This window comes from Paenibacillus antri, from assembly GCF_005765165.1.
In the GTDB taxonomy this organism is placed as follows: Bacteria; Bacillota; Bacilli; order Paenibacillales; family YIM-B00363; genus Paenibacillus_AE; species Paenibacillus_AE antri.
The window spans coordinates 209,847-232,094 of the sequence record NZ_VCIW01000009.1 but is presented as its reverse complement, the minus strand read 5'-3'; the positions used below and the strand labels follow the sequence as shown (position 1 = coordinate 232,094).

General features: G+C 61.7%; 16 protein-coding genes and 1 riboswitch. Of the genes, 1 reads left to right on the top strand and 15 read right to left on the bottom strand.

The window, feature by feature from the left end:
• Positions 1–339: 339 nt before the first annotated feature.
• From FE782_RS15580 to metA, 12 genes are all read right to left on the bottom strand, one after another.
• Positions 340–1,284, bottom strand: a complete 945-nt coding sequence (locus FE782_RS15580; protein ID WP_138195137.1) for a 4-hydroxy-3-methylbut-2-enyl diphosphate reductase — start codon at positions 1,282–1,284, stop codon at positions 340–342.
• A gap of 61 nt (positions 1,285–1,345) precedes the next feature.
• Positions 1,346–2,827 carry a sensor histidine kinase gene (locus FE782_RS15575; protein ID WP_138195136.1) on the bottom strand — a complete coding sequence of 494 codons (1,482 nt, stop codon included), beginning with the start codon at positions 2,825–2,827 and terminating at the stop codon, positions 1,346–1,348.
• Positions 2,824–3,525, bottom strand: coding sequence for a response regulator transcription factor (locus FE782_RS15570; RefSeq protein ID WP_138195135.1), 702 nt, complete (start codon positions 3,523–3,525; stop codon positions 2,824–2,826). Before FE782_RS15570 ends, FE782_RS15575 begins: the two co-directional genes overlap by 4 nt.
• A 146-nt stretch (positions 3,526–3,671) precedes the next feature.
• Complete coding sequence (locus FE782_RS15565) at positions 3,672–5,114, bottom strand: S1C family serine protease (protein ID WP_138195134.1); 1,443 nt, start codon at positions 5,112–5,114, stop codon at positions 3,672–3,674.
• 103 nt (positions 5,115–5,217) lie between these two features.
• A complete protein-coding gene (locus FE782_RS15560) occupies positions 5,218–5,631 on the bottom strand; it encodes a YugN family protein (protein ID WP_138195133.1) in 414 nt (137 codons plus the stop codon).
• A gap of 59 nt (positions 5,632–5,690) precedes the next feature.
• Positions 5,691–7,073 carry a methyl-accepting chemotaxis protein gene (locus FE782_RS15555; protein WP_138195132.1) on the bottom strand — a complete coding sequence of 461 codons (1,383 nt, stop codon included), beginning with the start codon at positions 7,071–7,073 and terminating at the stop codon, positions 5,691–5,693.
• A gap of 110 nt (positions 7,074–7,183) precedes the next feature.
• Positions 7,184–7,918: a 3D domain-containing protein gene (locus tag FE782_RS33120; protein ID WP_274388721.1), complete on the bottom strand. Its 735-nt coding sequence runs from the start codon at positions 7,916–7,918 to the stop codon at positions 7,184–7,186.
• Positions 7,919–8,027: 109 nt separating this feature from the next.
• Positions 8,028–9,962: a threonine--tRNA ligase gene (gene thrS / locus FE782_RS15545; protein ID WP_138195131.1), complete on the bottom strand. Its 1,935-nt coding sequence runs from the start codon at positions 9,960–9,962 to the stop codon at positions 8,028–8,030.
• A 416-nt stretch (positions 9,963–10,378) separates the two neighbouring features.
• On the bottom strand, positions 10,379–11,275 hold the full coding sequence (locus FE782_RS15540) for a putative sporulation protein YtxC (RefSeq protein WP_138195130.1): 897 nt from the start codon (positions 11,273–11,275) through the stop codon (positions 10,379–10,381).
• A 339-nt stretch (positions 11,276–11,614) separates the two neighbouring features.
• A complete protein-coding gene (gene mqnC / locus FE782_RS15535; protein WP_138195129.1) occupies positions 11,615–12,748 on the bottom strand; it encodes a cyclic dehypoxanthinyl futalosine synthase in 1,134 nt (377 codons plus the stop codon).
• A gap of 95 nt (positions 12,749–12,843) precedes the next feature.
• Positions 12,844–14,004: a PLP-dependent transferase gene (locus tag FE782_RS15530; RefSeq protein WP_138195128.1), complete on the bottom strand. Its 1,161-nt coding sequence runs from the start codon at positions 14,002–14,004 to the stop codon at positions 12,844–12,846.
• 19 nt (positions 14,005–14,023) lie between these two features.
• Positions 14,024–14,977 carry a homoserine O-acetyltransferase MetA gene (gene metA, locus FE782_RS15525; protein ID WP_138195127.1) on the bottom strand — a complete coding sequence of 318 codons (954 nt, stop codon included), beginning with the start codon at positions 14,975–14,977 and terminating at the stop codon, positions 14,024–14,026.
• A 184-nt stretch (positions 14,978–15,161) separates the two neighbouring features.
• Positions 15,162–15,307, bottom strand: a riboswitch (SAM riboswitch).
• Between the two features lie 355 nt (positions 15,308–15,662).
• On the opposite strand from metA, the gene corA reads away from it, so the two are divergent.
• Complete coding sequence (corA, locus tag FE782_RS15520) at positions 15,663–16,598, top strand: magnesium/cobalt transporter CorA (RefSeq protein ID WP_138195126.1); 936 nt, start codon at positions 15,663–15,665, stop codon at positions 16,596–16,598.
• A 774-nt stretch (positions 16,599–17,372) separates the two neighbouring features.
• Here corA and FE782_RS15515 read toward each other — a convergent pair.
• Genes FE782_RS15515 through FE782_RS15505 form a run of 3 tightly spaced genes read right to left on the bottom strand, consistent with a single transcriptional unit; the run spans position 17,373 to position 22,242 of the window.
• Positions 17,373–19,607: a glycoside hydrolase family 88/105 protein gene (locus tag FE782_RS15515; RefSeq protein WP_138195125.1), complete on the bottom strand. Its 2,235-nt coding sequence runs from the start codon at positions 19,605–19,607 to the stop codon at positions 17,373–17,375.
• On the bottom strand, positions 19,604–21,358 hold the full coding sequence (locus FE782_RS15510; RefSeq protein WP_338016897.1) for a hypothetical protein: 1,755 nt from the start codon (positions 21,356–21,358) through the stop codon (positions 19,604–19,606). Before FE782_RS15510 ends, FE782_RS15515 begins: the two co-directional genes overlap by 4 nt.
• Positions 21,359–21,369: 11 nt before the next feature.
• Entirely contained in the window at positions 21,370–22,242 is an 873-nt protein-coding gene (locus FE782_RS15505) for a carbohydrate ABC transporter permease (protein WP_138195124.1), read from the bottom strand.
• Positions 22,243–22,248: the final 6 nt, after the last annotated feature.

Below are 22,248 nucleotides of genomic sequence, written 5' to 3'. Positions count from 1 at the left end.
CCTTTCTTGGTGACGTCGCAATCCCAAGAATACCCTACTTTTTTTATGCCTGACTAGGCTCCAATCTTTGGTACACAAACTATTGTACGTCATCGAATCCTCCGCCTAAACTGACGGCTAAGCGCGGATTCGCGCTTATTAGTGGAATTCTCCACCTAAACCGCACCGCCAAGCGCGGATTCGCGCTTATAAGCGGAATCCTCCGCCTAAACCGCACCGCCAAGCGCGGATTCGCGCTTATAAGCGGAATCCTCCGCCTAAACCGCACCGCCAAGCGCGGATTCGCGCTTATAAGCGGAATCCTCCGCCTAAACCGCACCGCCAAGCGCGGATTCGCGCTTAGCGCTCCTTCACCGTCGGCAGCAGCCGGTTCGGGTTGAGCGTCCGCTCGATCGCCCACGTCGACTCGTCCGCCGGATCGAACGCTTCCAAATACGCGATCACTTCCTTCGTCACCGGCGTCGGCGTCGACGCGCCGGACGTTACCCCGACCTTGCGGACCGGCAGCAGCCACTCCGGACGCAGCTCGGACAAATCCGAGATGCGGTACGCCTTCACGCCGGCGATCTCCTCCGACACCTGCGCCAGCCGGTTGGAGTTGTTGCTGCGCGGATCGCCTACGACGATGACGAGGTCCGCCAGCGACGCCTGCTCCGCGACCGCCTCCTGCCGCACTTGCGTGGCGAGGCAAATTTCATTATGAATTTCCGCATGCGGATATCGATCCGTCACCCGCTTCATAATATGGCGAATGTCCCACTGGCTCATCGTCGTCTGGTTCGTGACGAGCACGCGGACGCCGGCCGGGATGCGCAGCGAATCGATCTCCTCTTCCCGTTCGATCAGGTGCACCTTGTCCGGCGCGACGCCGACGGCGCCCTCCGGCTCCGGATGCCCCTTCTTGCCGATGTAGACGACTTCGTAGCCCTCCGCCGTCTTCTCGCGGATGAGGTCGTGCGTCTTCGTGACGTCCGGGCACGTCGCGTCCACGATGGTCAAACCTTTGGCCGCCGCCCGCTTTCGCACCTCCGGCGACACGCCGTGCGCCGTGAAGATGATCGTGCCCTTGTCCACTTGCTCCAAGATGTCCAACCGATTCGGACCGTCGAGCGTAATGACGCCTTCGCGCTCGAACGCCTCGGTCACGTGCGCGTTATGAACGATCATGCCCAATATATAGATCGGCCGCGGCAGCTCCAAGTTGCGGGCCGTCTGCAGCGCAAGCACCATCGCGTCGACGACGCCGTAGCAGTATCCGCGCGGGGTGATTTTAACGACTTCCATCGGTCGTCACTCCCTTCCGTTTCATTATAAGGGAAACCGCCGCCGGAGTACATGACGGCCCCTACGGCAATTCCGGAAGCGCCGGCTCGATTCGCAGCCAGACGATGAACGACGTGCCGCCGCCGGGACGCGTCAACACCTCGATCGAGCCGTCGTGCTGATCGATGATCCACCGGGCGATCGACAGGCCGAGGCCGGTGCCGCTCGTCTCGCCGCGCGACGGGTCGATGCGGTAAAACCGCTCGAAGATGCGCGGCACATGCTCCTTCTCCATCCCGATCCCCGTGTCCCGGATGCGAAGGCCGATGCGATCGCCCTCCTCCGACGGGACCGCCGACAGCTCCACTTCTCCGGAGGGGGTGTATTTGAACGCATTTTCGATGAAAATGAACAACAACTGCCGCAGCGCATCCGCGTCGCCGACGACCGAGACCCCCTGCAGCGCGGACAAGTCTCCGACGACCCAATCCGCCGCGCGAGGCAGATGCGTCGCCTTCCGGGCGACCTCGGCCACGAGCGGCGCCAACTCTAGACGCTCCATACGCATCTTGTGGCCGGCGTCCGCGCGCGCGAGCGTCAGCATGTCGTTCACGAGCCGGCTCATGCGCTCCGCCTCCCCGGCGATATCCCGCACGGACTCCATCGCGATCTCCGCCTGCTCGCCGTCGACGCCGCGGAGCGCGCCGGCCTCCTGCCATCGGCGCCACATCTTCTCGAGAAGCTCTACGTTTCCTCGGATCGTCGTGAGCGGCGTCCGCAGCTCGTGCGACGCGTCGGAGACGAACCGGCGCTGCGCCCGCACCGCGTCCTCGAGCTCCCCGTACGCGGTCTGAATGCGCGAGAGCATGCCGTTGATCGTCGACGTCAGCCGCCCGATCTCGTCCTGCGGCCCGCCGTATTCGATCCGGTGGCTCAGATCCTCCGCCTCGCCGATCCGATCGGCCGCGCCGATGACGAGCTCGATCGGCTTCAGCGCCTTGCGCGCCAGGAACCAGCCGAGCGTGGACGCCAGCGCGATCGCCGCCAGCGCCGTTACCGTCAGCACGGTGCGCAAATACGACAGCGTCTGCTCCAGGTCGTCGATCGTCGTCGCCACCTGCAGCAGCCCGACGTAATTGTCCGTGTTCGGCAGCAGCATCGGCCGATTGTAGATCAAGACGGTGTTCCCGCCGATCTTGCGTTCCATATACATCGGCTTCGTCACCGGCTCGCCGTCCTCGACGTTCGCCGGCAACGGCAGCTGGCCGTTGATGTTCTTCTGCCACACCCGCCCGTCGGCATCTACCATCTGCAGGAAGTAACCCGAGTAGCGGAATTCGTCGAGCGCGGGGAATTGCGGTACGACGCGGGGGCCGTAGAAGAAGCTCCAACCGACGCGGACGCCGATTTCTTGCTCGATTCTCACGGCGAGCGCCTCCATGTCGCGTTTCTCCCCCGTGGAGAGAATGAACGAAACCAACACGTACACCGCGATGCAGAAGGCGATGACGGTGACGCCGAGCACGGCGCTGTACCATAACGTCAATCGCAGCCGAATGCTCATCCCTTGTCGCCTCGCAATACGTATCCGGCGCCGCGCACCGTCTGGATCAGCCGCTTCTCGCCGGCCTCCTCCAGCTTGTTGCGCAGCATCGCGACGTACACTTCCAGCACGTTCGACTCCCCGCTGTAGTCGTACCCCCAAATCTTATCCATCAGCACGTCGCGCGACAGCACGCGCCGCGGATTCGATAGAAAAAAGTGCAACAGCTCGTATTCCTTCGCGGTCAGCTCGATCGACCGGCCGCCTCGAACCGCTTCCCTCGTATCCGGGTCGAGCGTCAAATCCTCGAAGACGAGGCGCCGATCCAGAGCCGCCTCGTCGGCGCGCGGAACGGCGCTGCGCCGAAGCAAGGCGCGCACCCGCGCCAGCAGCTCCTCCAACGCGAACGGCTTGACGAGGTAGTCGTCCGCGCCCGCGTCGAGCCCCCGCACGCGGTCGCTCACCTCGTCCTTCGCCGTCAGCATGAGCACCGGCACGCGGCTGCCCGCCTCGCGCAGCCGCCGGCACACCTCCCAGCCGTCCACGCCCGGCATCATAATATCGAGCACGATGACGTCCGGCTCCTCTTGCCGGATCGCTTCCAGCCCTTCCGCGCCGTTGCGCGCGGTCCGCACCCCGTAACCCTCGAAGGCGAGGCCGCGGCGCAGCATCGATGTAATCTTCTCGTCGTCGTCGATGACCAATACCGTCTCTCTCATCGCGAATGAATCGCCTCCGTCTCGCGAAAAAAAACTTCCGAATCTATCGTAAAACAAAACCCGCCCCGCGGCAAAATCGAAAAACGGCCGAACGGGATCCACATCACCGTTCGGCCGTTCGTTCGCCCCGCGCGGGGCGCTCGTCTTTATTGCTGAGCCGCGTCGTTCCGGTCGCCGACCGTCACGGTCACCTTCACCGATTTCCCGTTGCGGATGACGTCGAGCGACATCTGGTCTCCCGGCTTCTTCTTGCCGACGATCGTCTGCAAATCCGCGGCGCCCTTGATCTCCTGCCCGTCGATCCCGACGACGACGTCGTATTGCTGAAGGCCCGCCTTATAGGCCGGCGAACCGAGGATGACCTCGGAGATGAACGCGCCGTCCTTGTCCTCGAGACCCAGGTCGTCGATATACTCTTCCGGCACGTCGCCCATCATGACGCCGATGTACGGACGCGGAATCGCCTTGTTCGCCTTGAGCGATTCGAGCACCTCGTTGATCGTGGTCGTCGGAATCGCGAAGCCGATGCCTTGCGCCTGCGCGTTCACCGCCGTATTGATGCCGATGACCTCGCCGTTCAAGTTGAGCAGCGGACCGCCCGAGTTGCCCGGGTTAATGGAGGCGTCCGTCTGAAGCAGCGCTTGGTACTTCCGGGTGCCTTCCGTGTCCGGAATATCGATCGCCCGCTCCTTCGCCGACAGCACGCCGACCGTGACCGTATGATCGAACTCGTACGGATTGCCGATCGCGACGACCCAATCGCCGACGTCGATCGAATCGGAGCTGCCGAGCGGCAGCGTCGGGAAGTCGGCCGCGCCCTCGATCTTCAACACCGCAAGATCGAGATCGTACGCCGTGCCGAGCACTTCCGCGACATAAGGCTCCTTCGTGCCCTCCACCACGACTTCGACCTTCTCCGCGCCGTTAATGACGTGCTCGTTGGTAAGGATATACCCTTCCTTATCGAAGAAGAATCCCGACCCCGAACCGACCTGCACGAGATTGCCCGTACCCGCGCTCGGCCGGCGCTGCTCCGGAACCCCGAAGAACTGATCGAAAATGCTGGATCCCGAGCTCGCGCGCTGGTTCGCGTACGTGACGATCTTCACGACCGCCGGGGACGCGACGTCGACCAGCTCCGCGATCGTATTCGGCCGGACGACGTCGATCGCCGCCGTCTCGATCGCGCCGCTCGAGCCGTTGCCGGCCGCGTTCGTCGCGGTGCCGACGCCGCCCGACGCCGCCCCCGTCGCCAAGACGTCGCTGCCCGAGAACAGGTTCATCTTGTCGCTCGCGAACATCAAGCTGCCGACGACGACCGCGCCGGCGAGGAACGCGGCGACGACGCTCTTGAACGAAGAACGCTTCGGCGGACGCGCCTCCGCGCCGGTGTACGACCAGGCGGGCTGCGGCTTCGGCGACGTCTGCACCATCGGGTACGTGCGCAGCTCCCGCGGCGGCGTCACCTCAGCTTCGACCGCGGCTTCCGACGCCGCTTCGCGCCGCGCCTCTTCCCGTTCGCGCTCCGACGGAACTCGTCCGTACGTAAAATGGTGATACTCTCTATCCTTCTTATTATGATCGTCCATTGCGAATAACCTCCTCAAATAACCTTATGGCTCTATTGTGAACGAAGAACCTTAAAGCTACCTTAAAGAAGGCTAAATTCGCGCTGAAAAGACGAACGATTTTCTAGACAAGCGCCGATTCGATCTCTCGAAGAACATCCTTCGCCTCCGCGACGTAGGCGTCCTCGACCGCCGCGTCCGGGTCGACCGGCGCTTGGAATTGATTCACCAACGCGCTTAGCACGTAAAAGCGAGCCGTATGGTCGTCGCCGGCATTATAGAGATGCTTCAACACGTAAGGCGTCCCGACGACGACGCGCGTCCCGGGCTGCGGCGCGTCCGGGTCCAGCTCGCCGTGCACGACCTCGAACGGAACGCGAAGCCACACGGTCTGCTTCTCGCCGTCGAGTTTCCGATCGAAGCTGCCTTGATTGTAATCCCAGTTGCCGCCGAGCGCGAACAAGCGGCGCTCGAGCGCGTCTTTCAGCTCCACGAAATCGAGCTCCCGATTCGTTAGATTCGAATTTAAAGAAATCAACGGAAGCGACCCCCTACATAGTTTCCATTAGAGTAGGCGTCTCTTCCGTCGATTATGTATCACACCCGCAAATCGATGCCCACCACGCCGCCCGCGCCGCCTTGGTAGCGGACGGCGAGCGTGACGCAAGGGCGCTTCGTAATGGCGGAGACGTACGGCTCCGATATATACAGCTCGCCCGCCATCGCGCGCTTCCACCATTCCCGATGGCGCGCGTGCAAGAGACCGGCGGCCGGCTCGGAGAAGATGAAGCGGCCGTCGGGGTCGTTCGACCAGACGGCTTCGACTCCGTCATGCTCCCTCAACGCCCGCAGCAGCATGCCCTTGTGCCGGTCCTTGTCGAGCCCTGCGGCCGTCAGCTCGTCCGCGAGCGAGCGCAGAATGCGCTTGGCCTGCTCGAGGTCGACGCCGTCGAGCTCTGCGCCGTCCTCCGCGCGGAGCGAGAGGATCGACGAGACGAGCTCGCTGGACGCTTGCTGCAGCTCCGCGCCGACCGTCTGGAGCGACTCGATGCCCTCGCGCTGGCGCCGCATGTCCGCCATCGTCTGCTCGACGCTCTGCACCGTCTCCTGCCCGAGCTCCGCCGCTTCGTTCACCATGTCGGCCGTGCGGGAGACGCGGATCCGCTGCTCCCGGTTGGCGTCCGCGACGCCGAGGGCCGAGTCGTGCACCGCCTCCACCGCGGCGGACGCCTCGTCCAGCTTCAGCGCGATCGCCCGCACATGGCCGATCGCCCGCTGCACCGACGCGCGCTCGGTCTCCACCGCCGCCGCGGCCTGCGCGGCGCCGAGCCCGATCTCCTCGACCATGCGCGAGGAACGTTCGACCGCTTCGCGGCTTTGCTCCGCGAGCTTCTTGATCCGATCCGCGACGACGACGAACCCGCGGCCGGCTTCGCCGGCGCGCGCCGCCTCGATCGAGGCGTTCAAGGCGAGCAGCGACGTCTGCCCGACGATCTCCCGAAGCAGCTCGTTAATATCCTCGATATGCTTCATCCGCTCGGTCGAATGCTTCACATGGTCGACCACCGTCCGATTCAACCCGTCGAGCTCGGACAGCGCGCGCACCGACTCATGGACCGCCTCGTTCATGTCGACCATATTCGCGCGCGTCCGCTCGCTCTCCTGCTTCATGCGATCCGACAGCGCGTGCACGCGCTCCGCTTGGGCGTCGGCTTCCTTCATCCAGACGAGCGTCTGCTTCAAGCGGCTCATGACGTGCAAGCTTCGCTTGCGCAGCTTGTCGCCCGCGTCGGAGGAGCGCTCCGCGATATCGTTCAGATGATCGGCGGCCCGGCCGAGGTCGTCCACGCTGGCGATGAGACGGTCCGCAAACACTTGCGATTCGTTCAGGAACGCTTCGACCACTTCCGCCGTAGCGGAGCTTCCGGCCCTCCTCGCGTCAGCTATGTTCCCTGACTTCTTCCAGAATGTCCAACCCACCGCGCCCACCCTCTCATCTACGTTACCTTTTCTAACATTATAATCCTCATATAACCAAAAGAAAAGAGGAACGCGTCAGCGTTCCTCTCAAAAGTTTCATTTTCCAACCGTTATACCGACAGCTTCCTCCGACCGTCCTCCAAGATCAGGTCGTTCAACCGATTCAATTCCTTCTCCGTGAGTTTTCCGTTGCCCTTGAGAATGACGCGAACCTTGACCTTCTTCTTGCCCCACTCGTCGTACACCTGCTTCGTCGTCTCGAAGAACAAGTCGATCTTCTTCCCCTTGATCGCGGAGCCGGTGTCGGCGACGACGCCGTAGCCGTAGCCGGGAATATGCAGCACCGTACCGATCGGGAACACCTTGCGGTCGGCCGCGATCGTGGAAAATACGTCGCGTCGCACCTTCACGCCGGAGTACGTGATGCCGTATTGCGGGTGATCCGGCGACTTGCCGGTCGATTCGACGCCCGCCGTATAGCCGGTCGCCGTCACTTCGATCTCGTCATATTGTTTCATCTTGTCGGCATGGAGCACCGGCACCGCCTTCGCCAGCTTCATCCATTGCGACTTCGATTTCACGTTCGCTTGCAGGAGCTGCACGATCGTCGGACGCGCGGCCGGCGATCCCAGGTTCTTAACCGGGCTCAGGCTTTGCAGCTGCCCGGGGAATTCCGCTTGCGTCGGCGACGCGTCGTCGGACGCTTCGAGATGCGCTCCTAGTATTTTGCCATTGCCTATCGGCCCTAGCGACGCAATCAATAGGAAAGCGGTCATGCCTACGACCATCGTTCGAATCTTTCCGTTCGTCGTCGTCGCAGGCTTCGTTGGCGTCGTTGTCATCATTCGGTTTCATCCCCCCATACTCTGAGGGTGTCCAGGCCAATTGGTTCTTATACATTAAAAACCTATTTATTGGCATGCGAGGGGATGAAAACCGTCTGAATTCGCTAGTTTAGTAGACTTTCCCGCCGACCTCTTCTTGGATCATCCGGATCGCTTCCTCGACCGGGAACGCGCCGATATCGCCGTCGCCGCGGCGCCGGATCGATACCGTGCCGGCGCTCTGCTCGTTCTCGCCGACGACGAACATGTACGGGATGCGCTCCAGCTGCGCTTCGCGAATCTTATAGCCGAGCTTCTCGTTGCGAAGATCCGCGTCGACCCGGAGGCGAGACGCCTGCATCTTCTCCTGTACGTTCTTGGCGTAATCCGAGAACTTGTCCGATACCGGAACGACCACCGCCTGCACCGGCGACAGCCACGTCGGCAGCGCGCCGACGAAATTTTCGAGCAGGAACGCCGTCATGCGCTCCATCGTAGAGATGATCCCGCGATGGATGACGACCGGACGATGCTTCTGACCGTCCTCGCCGACGTATTCGAGCTCGAACCGCTGCGGCAGCAGGAAGTCCAGCTGCGCCGTGGAGAGCGTCTCTTCCTTTTTCAAAGCGGTCTTGATTTGCACGTCCAGCTTCGGCCCGTAGAACGCCGCTTCGCCTTCCGCCTCGTAGTACGGCAAGCCGAGGTCCTCGACGACTTCCTTCAGCATGCGCTGGGACATCTCCCACATCGCGTCGTCGTCGAAGTACTTCTCCTTGTTGTTCGGATCGCGGTACGACAGGCGGAACCGGTATTCCTCGATGCCGAAGTCCTTGTACACATGCTGGATCAGCTGCACGACGCGCGCGAACTCCTCCTTGATCTGGTCCGGACGGCAGAAGATGTGGGCGTCGTTCAGCGTCATCGCGCGGACGCGATGGAGGCCCGTCAACGCGCCGGACATCTCGTACCGGTGCATCGTGCCGAGCTCGGCGATGCGGACCGGCAGGTCGCGGTAGCTCCGCATGTCGCTCTTATACACCATCATATGATGCGGGCAGTTCATCGGACGGAGGACGAGCTCCTCGTTGTCCATGCCCATCACCGGGAACATGTCCTCTTGATAATGCGCCCAGTGGCCCGAAATCTTATAGAGCTCGACGTTCGCGAGCACCGGCGTATAGACGTGGCTGTAGCCGAGGCGCTCTTCGAGATCGACGATGTAGCGCTCCATGATGCGGCGCAGCTTCGCGCCCCGCGGCAGCCAGAGCGGCAAGCCTTGGCCGACCTCGCGCGAGAAGGAGAACATCTTCAGCTCGCGGCCGATTTTCCGATGATCCCGCTTCTTCGCTTCTTCCAAGAGCACCAAGTGCTCGTCCAGCTGCGCCTTCTTCGGGAACGCCGTGCCGTAGATGCGCTGCAGCATCTTATTCTTCGCGTCGCCGCGCCAGTAAGCGCCCGCCACGCTGAGCAGCTTGAACGCCTTGATCCGGCTGGTTGCCGGCAGGTGCGGTCCGCGGCACAGATCGAAGAACTCGCCTTGATCGTACAGCGTGATCGGCTCGTCGCCCGGAATCGCGTCGAGCAGCTCTACCTTCAACGGATCGTTGATCCCTTTGAAAATGGCCTTCGCCTCTTCGCGGCTCACTTCGCGGCGCGTGATCGCCAAATTTTCGCCGACGATGCGCTCCATCTCTTTCTCGATCTTCGGGAAGTCCTCGACGGAGATCGGCGTATCGAGATCGATATCGTAATAGAAACCGTCTTCGATGACCGGACCGACGCCGAGACGCACGTTGTCCGCGCCGTAGATCCGCTTGATCGCCTGCGCAAGCAGATGCGCCGTGCTGTGGCGGAGCACCTCGACGCCCGCTTCGGAATCGAGCGTGACGATCTCCACCGCCGCGTCTTCTTTCAACGCGAAGCTCAGGTCGACGGACTTGCCGTTCACCTTGCCGCCCACCGCGTTCTTCTTCAATCCCGGGCTGATCGAGCCCGCGACGTCCTCGATCGTCGATCCGGCCTCGTATTCGCGAATCGACCCGTCCGGCAGCGTTACCTTAATCATGTCTTTCATCCTCCTCGTGTCTTTGGAAAACAACAAAAAAAGCACCCATCCCCATAGGGACGAATGCTTGCATTCGCGGTTCCACCCTAGTTCGTTCGCTTCCCGTCGTCGTTAGGACGACGCGAGGCGCAACGCGCTTCATTCACCTCGTCCGATAACGGGAACGTCCCGGCATCGGCTACGATCCTTCCCTTCCGGAGCGGATTCGCCGACGCGGCTCTCGAAGCGGTAAGCGGTTCGTGCGTAATCCGGAGGAACTTGCAGCCGAGATTCCTCTCTCTGGGCGGAGCGGCGAACGCTGTTGTCTTCGGTCGAAGCCTTTGCGCTAAAATATGACATCATTATAGACGCGCCGGCGGGCGTTCGTCAAGCGGGGCTCCCCGGCTCGGGAATATGTCCGAGGCGCGGCTGGCCCCTTATTTCCTCCGGCGCTCCTCGATCAGCGGCAGGCAGACGCCGCAATCGACGCACAGCTCCGCGCGGCCCTCGAATATGGTCAGAATCGTCTTGATCACTTGCTCCTCGGGCGTCTGGGTATGCACGAACAGCTTGCCCGGCGATACCGAAATGAGCGTACTGACGATGACGTCCTCGTAACTGATGTCCTTGTCGATCAGCTCCACGACGAATTGGTCCATCTGCTTCGTATCGATCGGCAGCATCCGCTCGTTCAGCAGCGTGAAGTCATGGTTGCCGTGATGGACGACATGCGCCGCCGGAATTTTCGCCTCTTGAATGTAGACGAAATATTTCAGCAACGAGATGAACTCCTGGTACTGACGCTCCATCATCCATTCGTCGACCGCGTACGCGACCGAATCGCGCAGCTCCTCCACGTACGATCCGGCGCGAAACCGGAGGAACCCTTCCACGTTCAGGAAACGCTCTTCGCCGAGATACGCCTCGATCGCTTCGGCCAGCTTGGACAAGCGGCGTTCGTAAAACACCTCGACGCCGTCCTCGTTCGGCTTCGCCGCCAGCATGCGGTCGCATTGCTCCTGCACCGCGGCGACGCCCTCCCGGTCTTCGGTTCCGACTTCCTTCGCGATGTACTTCTGCAGCCACTCGCGTTCATAACCTTCTATGACAGCCGCCGCAAGCGGTCGCGACGCAGCCTTGCGGGCTTTCGCGATGGTTTCCTGGCTCGCGTTGGCGATATCGCATACGATGCCTGTCCCGCCCGTAAGCGGAACTCTGCGAAGCTCGATCCCGTCCGCTACGGGACTCGCTTCGACGATGGCGGCTCGCATCGCTTCCGCGACGCGCTCCGCGTCGATGTCGGCGGGGTTCACAAGCAGAGTGAACAGCTCCATGGTGTTTCCCCTCCCTTCCCTTTCTAAGAGTATATGGTCGCTCTACAGGGGATATACAAAGCAATCGTTGGAAGGGGGGGCCGGAATAAAGAAAATGTTTAAGCATCATGCGAGGAAAGGCTGGCGCGGGTCATTCGCTCCGCTGCTCCGGAATGACCCACGCCTTGTCGCCGTGCAGCGCGAGTGCACATTCCCATCATCCTCGGCTGAGGGAAGGGAATTCGAGGAAAAGGAGCGGCGGACACATCTCCCCTCCTTCTTATTTCGGCGGCCGACCACGAAAAAAAGGTCTCCGAGGCTACGGATGTTCCGTAGCTTCGGAGACCTCGACGCCGCGCGTCAGTTTTGCATCACGAAATCCTTGTCCACGCCCGCCGATTCGTCGTCGAACGTACGGATCGTGTTGTACTTCGTGTCGCGCTGCGCCGGCAGCTTGCCCGCTTCGCGGATCAGCTTCAGGATCAGCTCGATGTTGACCTTATGCGTCGTGCCCGCGGCGGAGACGACGTTTTCTTCGATCATCGTGCTGCCGAAGTCGTTGCAGCCGAACGACAGCGACTTCTTGCCGACTTCCGGTCCCATGGTGACCCACGACGATTGGAAGTTCGGAATGTTGTCGAGCATCAGACGCGCGATCGCGAGCGTCTTCAGATACTCCTCCGGCGTCGCCTTCTCGGCCTTCAGGTTCGTGTTATCCGGCTGGAACGTCCACACGATGAAGGCGAGGAAGCCCGTCGACGGGTTGTTTTCGGCGATGCACTCGTCCTGCGCGTCGCGAATGCGAAGCAGATGCAGCACCCGCTCCTCCATCGATTCGCCGAAGCCGATGACCATCGTCGCCGTCGTGTTCATGCCCGCGCGGTGCGCCGAACGCATGACGTCGATCCAATCGCGCCAAGAGCCCTTCAGGCGGGAAATCTTCTTCCGCGTCCGGTCGTCGAGAATTTCGGCGCCGCCTCCCGGCAGCGAGTCGAGGCCAGCGGCCTTCAGTTCGCGCACGACCTCGTCCACCGGAAGTCCCGACACGTCCGCCATCTTGCGGATTTCCGCCGGCGAGAACGAATGCATAGTAATGTCCGGGAACCGCTGCTTAATGCCCCGCAGCAGGTCCGTGTAATACGAGAACGGCAAATTCGGATTCGTGCCGCCCTGCATTAAGATTTCCGTGCCGCCGACGTCGATCGTCTCCTGAATTTTCCGGAAGATCGTCTCGTCCGGCAGCACGTAGCCCTCGTCGGAGCCCGGTTGGCGGTAAAACGCGCAAAACCGGCAATACACGTCGCAGATGTTCGTATAGTTAATATTCCGGCCGATCACGAACGTCGTCACCGGCTCCGGATGAAACTTCTTCATAATCTGGTCCGCCGCGGCGCCCATCTTCTCGATTTCGTCCGACGCGAACAACGCCAGACCGTCTTCCATCGTCAGCCGTTCGCCCCGAAGCGCCTTGTCCAGAATCGCATCTATGCTCATTTTCGGTTCGTCCTCCCCTGTTCTAGCCTTCCTATCATTCTATCACAAATCGATCCGAAAGACAGAACGGTAAGGTTTCCCGAGCGCGCCAAGCATTACTTCAATTCCGCGGCCGCCGCGTCGAACGCCTGCGCGAGATCGTCGATCAAATCGTCGCTGTGCTCGATGCCGACCGAGAAGCGAAGCAGCGTCTCGTCGACGCCGACCTTGTCGCGGATGTCCTTCGGGATGTCCGCGTGCGTCTGCACCGCCGGATACGTCATGAGCGACTCGACGCCGCCGAGGCTCTCCGCGAACGCGATCAGCTTGATATGGCGCAGGATCGGCTCGATCGTGCGGGCGTCCTTCATCTTGAACGAGAAGATCCCCGTATTACCCGACGACTGCCGGTTTTGGATATCGTGGCCCGGATGCGACGGCAGCGCCGGGTAGAACACCTCGGACACCATCGGGTGCTCCGATAACCATTGCGAAATTTTCAGCGCGTTGTGCTGGTGCCGCTCCATCCGCAGCGCGAGCGTCTTCAGGCCGCGCATGAGCAGCCAGGAGTCCTGCGGTCCGAGCACCGCGCCGATCGAGTTGTGCAGGAAGGCGATCTTCTGCGACAGCTCTTCGCCTTTCGTGACGATGAGACCCGCGAGCACGTCGTTGTGGCCGCCGAGATACTTCGTCGCGCTGTGGACGACGATGTCGCAGCCGAGCTCCAGCGGACGCTGGAAGAACGGCGTCAGCAGCGTGTTGTCGACGATCGTGATCAGGTCCTTCTTCTTCGCCCAAGCGGCGACGCGCTCGAGATCCGTCACCATCATGAGCGGATTCGTCGGCGTCTCGATGAGCACCGCCTTCGTCGAGCCGGGGCGGAAGTGCGATTCGAGCGCGTCGAGATCGTTCGTGTCGACGTACGACGCCGTCACGCCGAAGCGCGTCATGATTTGCTCGATCAAGCGGTATGTACCCCCGTACAGATCGAGGCTGACGAGCAGGTGATCGCCGGACGAAAATAGGGCGAAGATCGTCTGCAGCGCGGCCATGCCGGTGCTGCAGGCGAACCCGGCGTCGCCGGACTCGAGACCTGCGAACGCCTCCTCGAGCACCTTGCGCGTCGGCGACTTCGTCCGGGCGTAATCGAAGCCCGTGCTCTGTCCGAGCTTCGGATGGCGGAATGCGGTCGATTGGTAAATCGGATAGCTGACGGCGCCCGTCTGCGGATCCTCCAAGGACCCGATCTGCGCGAGGCGGCTTTCGATATGTTTCACGTGTTCACTCGTCCCCTCTTTAAATGTACATCCCCGCGTATACGAAGCTGTCCTCTTCTTTCGCCTGGCCCAGCTCGAACGGCGTTTCTTGGTATACGTAGTAGTTTAACCAATTGGAAAACAGCAGGTTCGCATGCGCCTTCCACGTCGAGCGCGGCTCGCGGGTCGGGTCGTCCTTCGGGAAGTAGTTTTTCGGCACGGCGATGTCCATGCCCTTCTTAATGTCGCGATCGTACTCCCACTTCAGCGTCTCCGCGTCGTATTCGGAATGGCCCGTGACGAATACATGCTTGCCGTCCTTCGTCGCGACGAGGTAGACGCCCGCTTCGTCCGACACCGCGAGGATGTCGAGCTCCGGCACCTTTTCGATATCTTCCTGCTTGACGTCCGTGTGACGGCTCTGCGGCACGAAGAACATCTCGTCGAACCCGCGCGTCAGCTTCACGTTCGAGCAAGTCAGGACATGGGGGAATACACCGAAAATTTTCTCCGGCATATCATATTTCGATACCCCGAAGTGGTGGTACAACCCGGCTTGGGCCGCCCAACATATATACATCGTCGACGTCACGTTGCGGTTCGCCCAGTTCATGATTTCTTGCAGCTCGCGCCAGTAGTTGACTTGTTCGAACGGAAGATGCTCGACCGGCGCGCCCGTAATGACGAGACCGTCGAACTGCTCGTAGCGGATGTCGTTGAACGTCTTGTAGAACGACTCCAGATGCTCCGCGGACGTATTCTTGGACCGATGCGTCTCGGGGTGCAGCAGCGTGACTTCGACCTGCAGCGGCGTGTTGCTGAGCAGGCGCAGGAGCTGCGTCTCGGTCGTCTCCTTCGTCGGCATCAGGTTCAGAATGATGATGCGCAACGGACGGATGTCTTGGCGGAATGCGCGGGATTCGTCCATCACGAAGATGTTTTCGTTCGATAAAATTTCCTTCGCCGGCAGATTGTCGGGTACTTTGATCGGCATGGCGGAACGCTCCTTTGTCCTGAAATATAGGGATGTCACGGAACGTGGAACATGAAAAGAACGCCTTCCTCAATAGAGAGAAAGGCGTTCACGGGTATCGGTAACGGCCTTCTCTCATCTCTCAGAAGCCCCTGAATCTCCAACCGTCGACCAACGGACGACGTAGAGATTCGGGCCGATTCAGGTGTTATATCCGAAGGATATACGCTCTGAATCGTAAGCTTCCGCAAGAATTAGCACCGTGCAGGAATCGCGCCGCTTGGGCGGTGCGATTCCGTGCCGGTTGCCGGGTTTCATCGGGCTAGTCCCTCCACCTGCTCTTGATAAGAGTGCGTTCATATTCGGTTTCCAGTTGCGATTACTCTTTATGTTACGGAGAAACCGCGTCGAAGTCAAGAGGGGTTCGGAACCCTGTTGAAACCCTATAGGGACAAGAGTATACTAATCGAGTACTCGCGAGTTTTCATGTTATTTTCGCGGGGAAAATCAGGATGTATCGAGGTGACGCGAGCGCATGGACGGAGACCGACCCTGTTGGTTCCAACACAGAGCGACGAACAAAATTGCATATCGGAACGCGGAAGCGATTCTGCCGCCGGCGCGAGCGATCCCTCATTGACGATACCCGCGCCCGACTTGCATCGCAATCGCGACTGCGTTCCTCGACACGAGGAGGAGATCCGCGATGAAAGTCAGATTGGTGCAGCAAGGCGTATTTACGCAAATCGAAGATCCGGCGGAAGCGCTCGTTCAACCGGCCAACGGCTTCTACTGGATCGACGCGAGCCCTGAAGAGCTGGAGACGCTCCAACCGTTGTTCCACCTTCACGAGCTGGCGGTCGAAGACGTGATGCAGGAAGAGGAGCAGCGCCCGAAGCTGGAAATTCACGAGGGGCATTACTTTATCGTCGTGAACAGCATCCGGTTCGACGACGAGGAGTTTTTCTTTCGGGCCGTGAACATGTTCTTAGGCAAGCACTTTATTATTACGGTGACGCGGCAGAAGGTGAACGAGCTGCGCGCGGTGAAGCCGCTGCTATGGGAGGAAGAGGTCAATTCGCCCGATCAATTCCTCTACCACTTGGTCGACCGGATCGTCGACAATTATTTCAGCGTGGCGGACCGGATCGAAGACAAAATCGAGAAGCTCGAGGAAGACATTCTTCGACACACGAAGAAGTCGCATTTGAACGAAATCATCGGTCTCCGCAGCGAGATCTTATATTTGAAGAAGGTGCTCGGCCCGCAGAAGGAAGTGATCGGCATGCTGGCGCGCAAGGAGCTTCGGCTCATCGACGGCACGCTGCAGAAGTATTTCGCCGACATGCACGAGAACGCGCTGAAGGTCACGGAATCGTTCGACACGTTCCGCGACCTGATGGGCAACTTGCGCGAGGCGTACCAGTCGAGCATCGCGAGCCGCGCGAACGAAATCATGCGCGTGTTCACGGCCGTCACGACGATCTTCATTCCGCTGACGTTCATCACCGGCATCTACGGGATGAACTTGCTCAACTTGCCCGGCGAGAAGAATCCGCATTTCGCCGTCATCTTAATCGTGACGATGACGTTGCTCGCGGTCGGCATGTTCTTTTATTTCCGCAAACGGGAGTGGCTGTGACGCAGCCGCTCTTTTTTGTGCGTGACAGACCCATTCCGTCAGGTAACCTCGGATTCGCGCTTACGCCGCCGGGCTAAGCGGATTTTTCCGCTTATAAGCTCGGATTCGCGCTTACGCCGCCGGGTTAAGCGGATTGTTCCGCTTATAAGCTCGGATTCGCGCTTACGCGACCGGGCTAAGCGGATTTTTCCGCTTATAAGCTCGGATTCGCGCTTACGCCGCCGGGCTATGCGGATTTTTCCGCTTATAAGCTCGGATTCGCGCTTACGTCACCGGGCTAAGCGGATTTTTCCGCTTATAAGCTCGGATTCGCGCTTACGCCGCCGGGCTAAGCGGATTTTTCCGCTTATAAGCTCGGATTCGCGCTTACGCCGCCGGGCTACGCGGATTTTTCCGCTTATAAGCTCGGATTCGCGCTTACGCCGCCGGGCTATGCGGATTTTTCCGCTTATAAACTCGGATTCGCGCTTACGCCGCCGGGCTATGCGGATTTTTCCGCTTATAAGCTCGGATTCGCGCTTACGCCGCCGGGCTATGCGGATTTTTCCGCTTATAAGCTCGGATTCGCGCTTACGCCGGCGGGTTAAGCGGATTTTTCCGCTTATAAGCTCGGATTCGCGCTTACGCCGCCGGGCTATGCGGATTTTTCCGCTTATAAGCTCGGATTCGCGCTTACGCGCCCGGGCTAAGCGGATTTTTCCGCTTATAAGCTCGGATTCGCGCTTACGCCGCCGGGTTCCGTCCCCCCCGACACACCTTCTCCTCCGCAGCCGCTCACACCTTGCTGCCTTCTAACCTGCTGATCTCGACGCCCGCCAGCATCATAATGCCGATGCCGTGATTGTCGTTCACGACCGTTCGCAGATCGTCCATATAATATCCCGGATCGAAGGAATAACGCGAGCCGCTGCATACCCCATGCACGTTGCCCTGACGGTCGATCGCCTCCGCGGTCAGCCCCCGCCAAGCGCGATGCGCCGCCGCGGCGTAACGCTCCCGCTCCGGCAGCCAACCGAAGCGCACGCCTCTGGCGAAGGCGTAGGCGAACATCGCCGTGCAGGACGCTTCTTCATAGGCGTCCGGCCGATTCAACACTTGACGCCACAGCCCGCTGTCCGACTGCAGGGCGATCACGCCGGCGCAGTGATCGCGGAATAAAGCGAGCAGCGCTTCCCGGTCCGGATGGTCCTCCGGCAGCTTCTCCAGCAGCTCCGACAGCGAGAACAGGCACCAGCCGTTGCCGCGTCCCCACGGCACCCGCGTCGCCTTGCCATACTTGAAGTCGTACACGTGCGACATCAGCCCTTCCGCCTCCATGAACAAATACCTGCGATACAGCAGGAACTGCCTCGCCGCTTCGTCCAACGGCTCGCGGCTTCCGCGAGCGACGGCGTATCGCGTCAGGAACGGCCCGCTCATGTACAGATCGTCCGCCCACATCGTATCCGCCGAATACTCTCCGGGGCACCTTCGATAGAACGCCCCGTCCTCGCGGCGTTCCAGCCTTCGGAGCATGAAATCGGCGATCGCATCGGCGATGGCCAGGTAGCGCGCGTTCCCCGTCCGGAGATAGGCCTCGAGCATTGCCGATCCGAAGGAGCCGCAGTTGTCCAGCATCCGGATGAGGACGAGCTGATGGTTGACGGACGGGAAGCCGTACCGGTCGCGATCCCATAAGGCGTACTCGTATAGCTCCGCGCAGCTGTCGATGTGGCCCAGCGCATATTCCGCCAGGTCCGGCCGATTCAACTCGCGCGCCGTCCGAAGCAGCCCGTACATCGTCACGCCGAGCGGATAATCCCAGCGCGCGTAGTTCGTCGCGCCGCCCGTCGTCCAACGGTTGCTCAGCATGGCGTTCTCGTAATACGGCCGCGCCATCGTCTCCGGAGCGTCCAGCCGCCAATACGTCTGCCCGGCGGCGCGTCCCGCGAGATCGACGGCCGGGAACAGCGCCGCCGTGCCGCATACCGCTGCAGGCTCCGCCGCGGCGGACGGGTCGAGCGGACCCGCGTACAGCCACGCCCCCTCGCCGCCGTGGACGGGAACCGGCGCCGCGAACGCCAGCGGCTCCCCGCCGCGGTACGCCCGCAGCTCGAAGCCCCATTCGTCCGGGCCCCCGACGCAGCGCACGAGCACTTGACGGCGTCCGGCGTCGGCGGATATCTCCGCGCGGAACGGCCCGGCGGCGGCCACCTCGATCGCCGGCCTGCCGTCCAGCCACACAGTCGAGCGGCCCGAAGCGCGGCCTTCCAAGACGACTGTCAACGCATCGCCGTAAGGCACCTCCAAGACGGACCAGCCGTACGCCGCGACCGGCGCGGCGGGCCGGCCGAACATCCGCTCCAGATTGGGGCGCCCCGCCTCCTCCGCCGTCCATGCCGTCCGCGGCAGCCACGTCAGGCCGGTATCCTCCTCGTGCCCAAGGACGTCCGGGAACCCTTCCTCGGGGCCGAATCGGCGGCCCTTCGCCGGCGCCGTGAACGCCCAACCCGCGCTCCCCTCCCGCCCTGCGAACGGAGCGAGCACCTGCAAAATGCGCACCTTCGCCTCTACCGCGCCGAAGCGGCACCCGAAGCCCGCCTCCGTGCGGAGCGCCTCGATGAGCACCGCGTTCCATCCCTTGCGGAACAGCAGCGGCACGACGACGCTCGCGTCCGGCTTCGTCTCCTCGGCCGCGCTCGACCGATACAGCAGCTCCTCGTTCACGTACAGCCGAACCGGGCTCAGCGGCTCGACGACACCATCGATCGACCGCTCGTCGTCGCTCCACACCCGTCCGAGGACGTACGCGTAATCGCCGTTCTCGGCGGTCGGCAGCTTCGCGGACAAATCCATATCGTACAGTCCGTCTCGCGTCTGTAAAACCCCGGACGCGGAGAAGGCGCGCATCGCGAAAGGAACGGGCGGGTTCGCCCCGACATAGCGGGCGGACAACGCCTCCAGGACGCGGCGGACGTCCTCGCCGAACCAATAGCGCGCGCTCTCGCGCGGCTCCAAATAAGCGCTCATGCCTGCCCTCCTCCCGTCGGCGAAGTTCGAATGCGGATCGTATGATCGTAGGGCGTCAACAAATTGACGAGCAGCGTCCGGCAATGCGGGGGGTAGCTTACGTTGTTAATCGTTCTCGCGGTATGATGCCGCGCCCCTCCGTCCAGCTCGACCCAATCGTCTCCGGCCGCGAGGCGAACCGCCCCGCGTTCCCAGTACGCGACGCCTTCGCCCGCCGGCGACAGTCCGTCCCCGACTAGCTCGCTCTCCGGCTCGAACACGAACGACAGCTGCGTCAGCAACGGCTCCGGCAGCGCGCAACGGACGCGAAGGCTCCATCCCCTCCCGTCCTCGTCCTCCGTCAGCTCGAGCTCTACCTCGTGCCGTTGCTCGTGAGTCAGCTCCCGCTTCTGATGCGGCAGCAAATACCACGGGCTCGCCGGCTCCCTCGCGCTCGCCGGTAAATCCGTCTCCGCGACGGGGCCGTAGTAGCCCTTCCGCTCCGCCGCCGTCAATCGGTAGCCGGACGGGATCGACTCGAGCCGCCGCATCTTCACGAAGCCCGGCTCGAAGGACGAGGCGAGCTGCACGGCAAGCAGCCGCGCGGCGCCGTGACGCAGCGCGAAGAACACGTTCGTCTCGGTCATGACGGTCGCGCTCGTCGCGCCGTTCCGGTGCCGGGCGACCGGCGCGCCGAACTCGGGATGAAGCTTGCTGTGATAAATCCGACCGCCGTGGCCGGCCGCCTCCATGCCGTCGAGATACCGCTCCCGAGGGAAGGCGCCGTTCACGACGACCCGATACCTCTCCGGCAGCCGGCCGGCCCGAACGGTACCGGACCGAAGCTCCGGATACCGCAGCAGCCCGAGCATCGGCTGATTCGGCAGGCCGCCCGGATGTTTCAGCGCCTCCCCCGCCAGCTCCGCGATCGCTTCGAACAACGGATCGTCGTCCCGGTTCGCCATCAGCTTCGCGACGAGATAATAAGAGCTCAGATCGGAGGCGGCGCCGAAGTCCTGCCGCCCGGAATAATCGGTGACGACGTCGCCGTTCGGATGGATCATATACGCCATCATCCGCAGATTGCGCCGCACCGGCTCCAGCAGCTCGGGCCGATCGAACAGCTCAGCGGCGTAATACAGCACGATATCGCTGACGGCGTTGTAGATGCCGTTGCTCCGCTCGGTCCACTCGCCGTCTTCCGTGCAGTCGAGCCCTTCCGCGAGCCACCGGTCCGCGCGCGCCTTCAGCTCCTCCCGGCCCGTCAGCTTGTACATGAACCCTAGCGCCGCCGTGAGCACCCAGCGATGATTCGGCGTGTGACACCCGCCCGTCAGCAGCGCGGGAATCGTCCGCTCCAAAAATGTCCGAATGTCCGCGGCCGCCTCGTCGGCCGGCTCCCAGTCGGCGAGGAGCTCGTATGCCTGCGCGAGGCCGCCGACCACGAAGGCGGTATCCGGCGGCGAGTGCAAATTGGTCCACGGCGGCGAGATCGTGCCGTCGGCATGCTGGGACCGCAGCAGGAAGCGGGCGCTCAGCGCAAGACGCCGAAGCAGCTCCGGGTCCCGGTAATACCGCGACCGCTCGCACGCGAGCGCGGCGGTCCACACGCCCATCGTCAGCGGCGTTCCGCCATGGCTCGGCCAGGCGATGCCGTTCGCCGGATCGACGATCCCGCCGTAAAACCGGCTCTCGGCGTCGAGCACCTGCCCTTCCATGCCGCGCGCGGCCCATTCGTCGTTCAGGACGGCAAGCTTCTCGTATATCCCCACATGGTTTCCCCCTATCCTTTGATCGCTCCGATCATGACGCCGTTCACGAAATATCGCTGCAGCCACGGATACACGATCAAGATCGGCACGGTGGCGAAGATGACGCTGGCCGCCTTCAAGCTTTCCGGGACGACGAGCGCCATCTGCGCGCCCTCCATCTGGAGCAAATCCGTGATCATATTGTTTTGGATCAATTGATACAGCTTCAGCTGCAACGGATACAGCTCGGGACTGTTAATGTACATCAGCGTATCCGTAAAGCCGTTCCATCGCCCTACCGCGTAGAACAAGCTCAACGTCGCGATGACCGGCATCGACAGCGGCAGCATAATGCCGATCAAGCTTCGGAAGTGGCTGCAGCCGTCGATCTCCGCGGACTCCTGCAGGCTTTCCGGAATGTTGGCGAAGAACGAAATCAGGATGATGAGATAGAACGGGTTAATCAATCCCGGCAGCACCAGCGCCCAGATCGAATCGAGCAAATGCAGGCTTCTCACCAAAATATATTCCGGAATGAGGCCGCCGCTGAAAAACATCGTGACGACGACGATCAGCATAAGCCCCTTGCGTCCTCTAAGCTTCTTATTCGCCAGCGGATACCCCGCCGCGATCGATAACAGCATGCAGAACAAGGTGTACAAGACGGTCAGCATCACCGTAAACCCGAGGGAACGAATCATCGAAGCGTCGGTAAACACCTTGGCGTACGCTTCCGTCGTGAACTCGACCGGAAGCAAGCTCACCTTCCCGGATAGGATCGGCCCCGCCGAACTCAAAGATATGGCCGCTATGTGAAGAAACGGAGCCAGACAGATCAACGTGAAGGCGAGTAACACGATAAAGTTGACGGCGTCGAACACGCGGTCGGACGTATGCGTTCTCATCGCGTC

What these genes read in the sequence shown, in the direction of transcription:
- FE782_RS15580 (WP_138195137.1), bottom strand. Translation starts at nt 1,284, where the DNA reads ATGGAAGTCGTTAAAATCACCCCGCGCGGATACTGCTACGGCGTCGTC.
- FE782_RS15575 (WP_138195136.1), bottom strand. Translation starts at nt 2,827, where the DNA reads ATGAGCATTCGGCTGCGATTGACGTTATGGTACAGCGCCGTGCTCGGC.
- FE782_RS15570 (WP_138195135.1), bottom strand. Translation starts at nt 3,525, where the DNA reads ATGAGAGAGACGGTATTGGTCATCGACGACGACGAGAAGATTACATCG.
- FE782_RS15565 (WP_138195134.1), bottom strand. Translation starts at nt 5,114, where the DNA reads ATGGACGATCATAATAAGAAGGATAGAGAGTATCACCATTTTACGTAC.
- FE782_RS33120 (WP_274388721.1), bottom strand. Translation starts at nt 7,918, where the DNA reads ATGATGACAACGACGCCAACGAAGCCTGCGACGACGACGAACGGAAAG.
- thrS (WP_138195131.1), bottom strand. Translation starts at nt 9,962, where the DNA reads ATGATTAAGGTAACGCTGCCGGACGGGTCGATTCGCGAATACGAGGCC.
- FE782_RS15540 (WP_138195130.1), bottom strand. Translation starts at nt 11,275, where the DNA reads ATGGAGCTGTTCACTCTGCTTGTGAACCCCGCCGACATCGACGCGGAG.
- mqnC (WP_138195129.1), bottom strand. Translation starts at nt 12,748, where the DNA reads ATGAGCATAGATGCGATTCTGGACAAGGCGCTTCGGGGCGAACGGCTG.
- metA (WP_138195127.1), bottom strand. Translation starts at nt 14,977, where the DNA reads ATGCCGATCAAAGTACCCGACAATCTGCCGGCGAAGGAAATTTTATCG.
- corA (WP_138195126.1), top strand. Translation starts at nt 15,663, where the DNA reads ATGAAAGTCAGATTGGTGCAGCAAGGCGTATTTACGCAAATCGAAGAT.
- FE782_RS15515 (WP_138195125.1), bottom strand. Translation starts at nt 19,607, where the DNA reads ATGAGCGCTTATTTGGAGCCGCGCGAGAGCGCGCGCTATTGGTTCGGC.
- FE782_RS15505 (WP_138195124.1), bottom strand. Translation starts at nt 22,242, where the DNA reads ATGAGAACGCATACGTCCGACCGCGTGTTCGACGCCGTCAACTTTATC.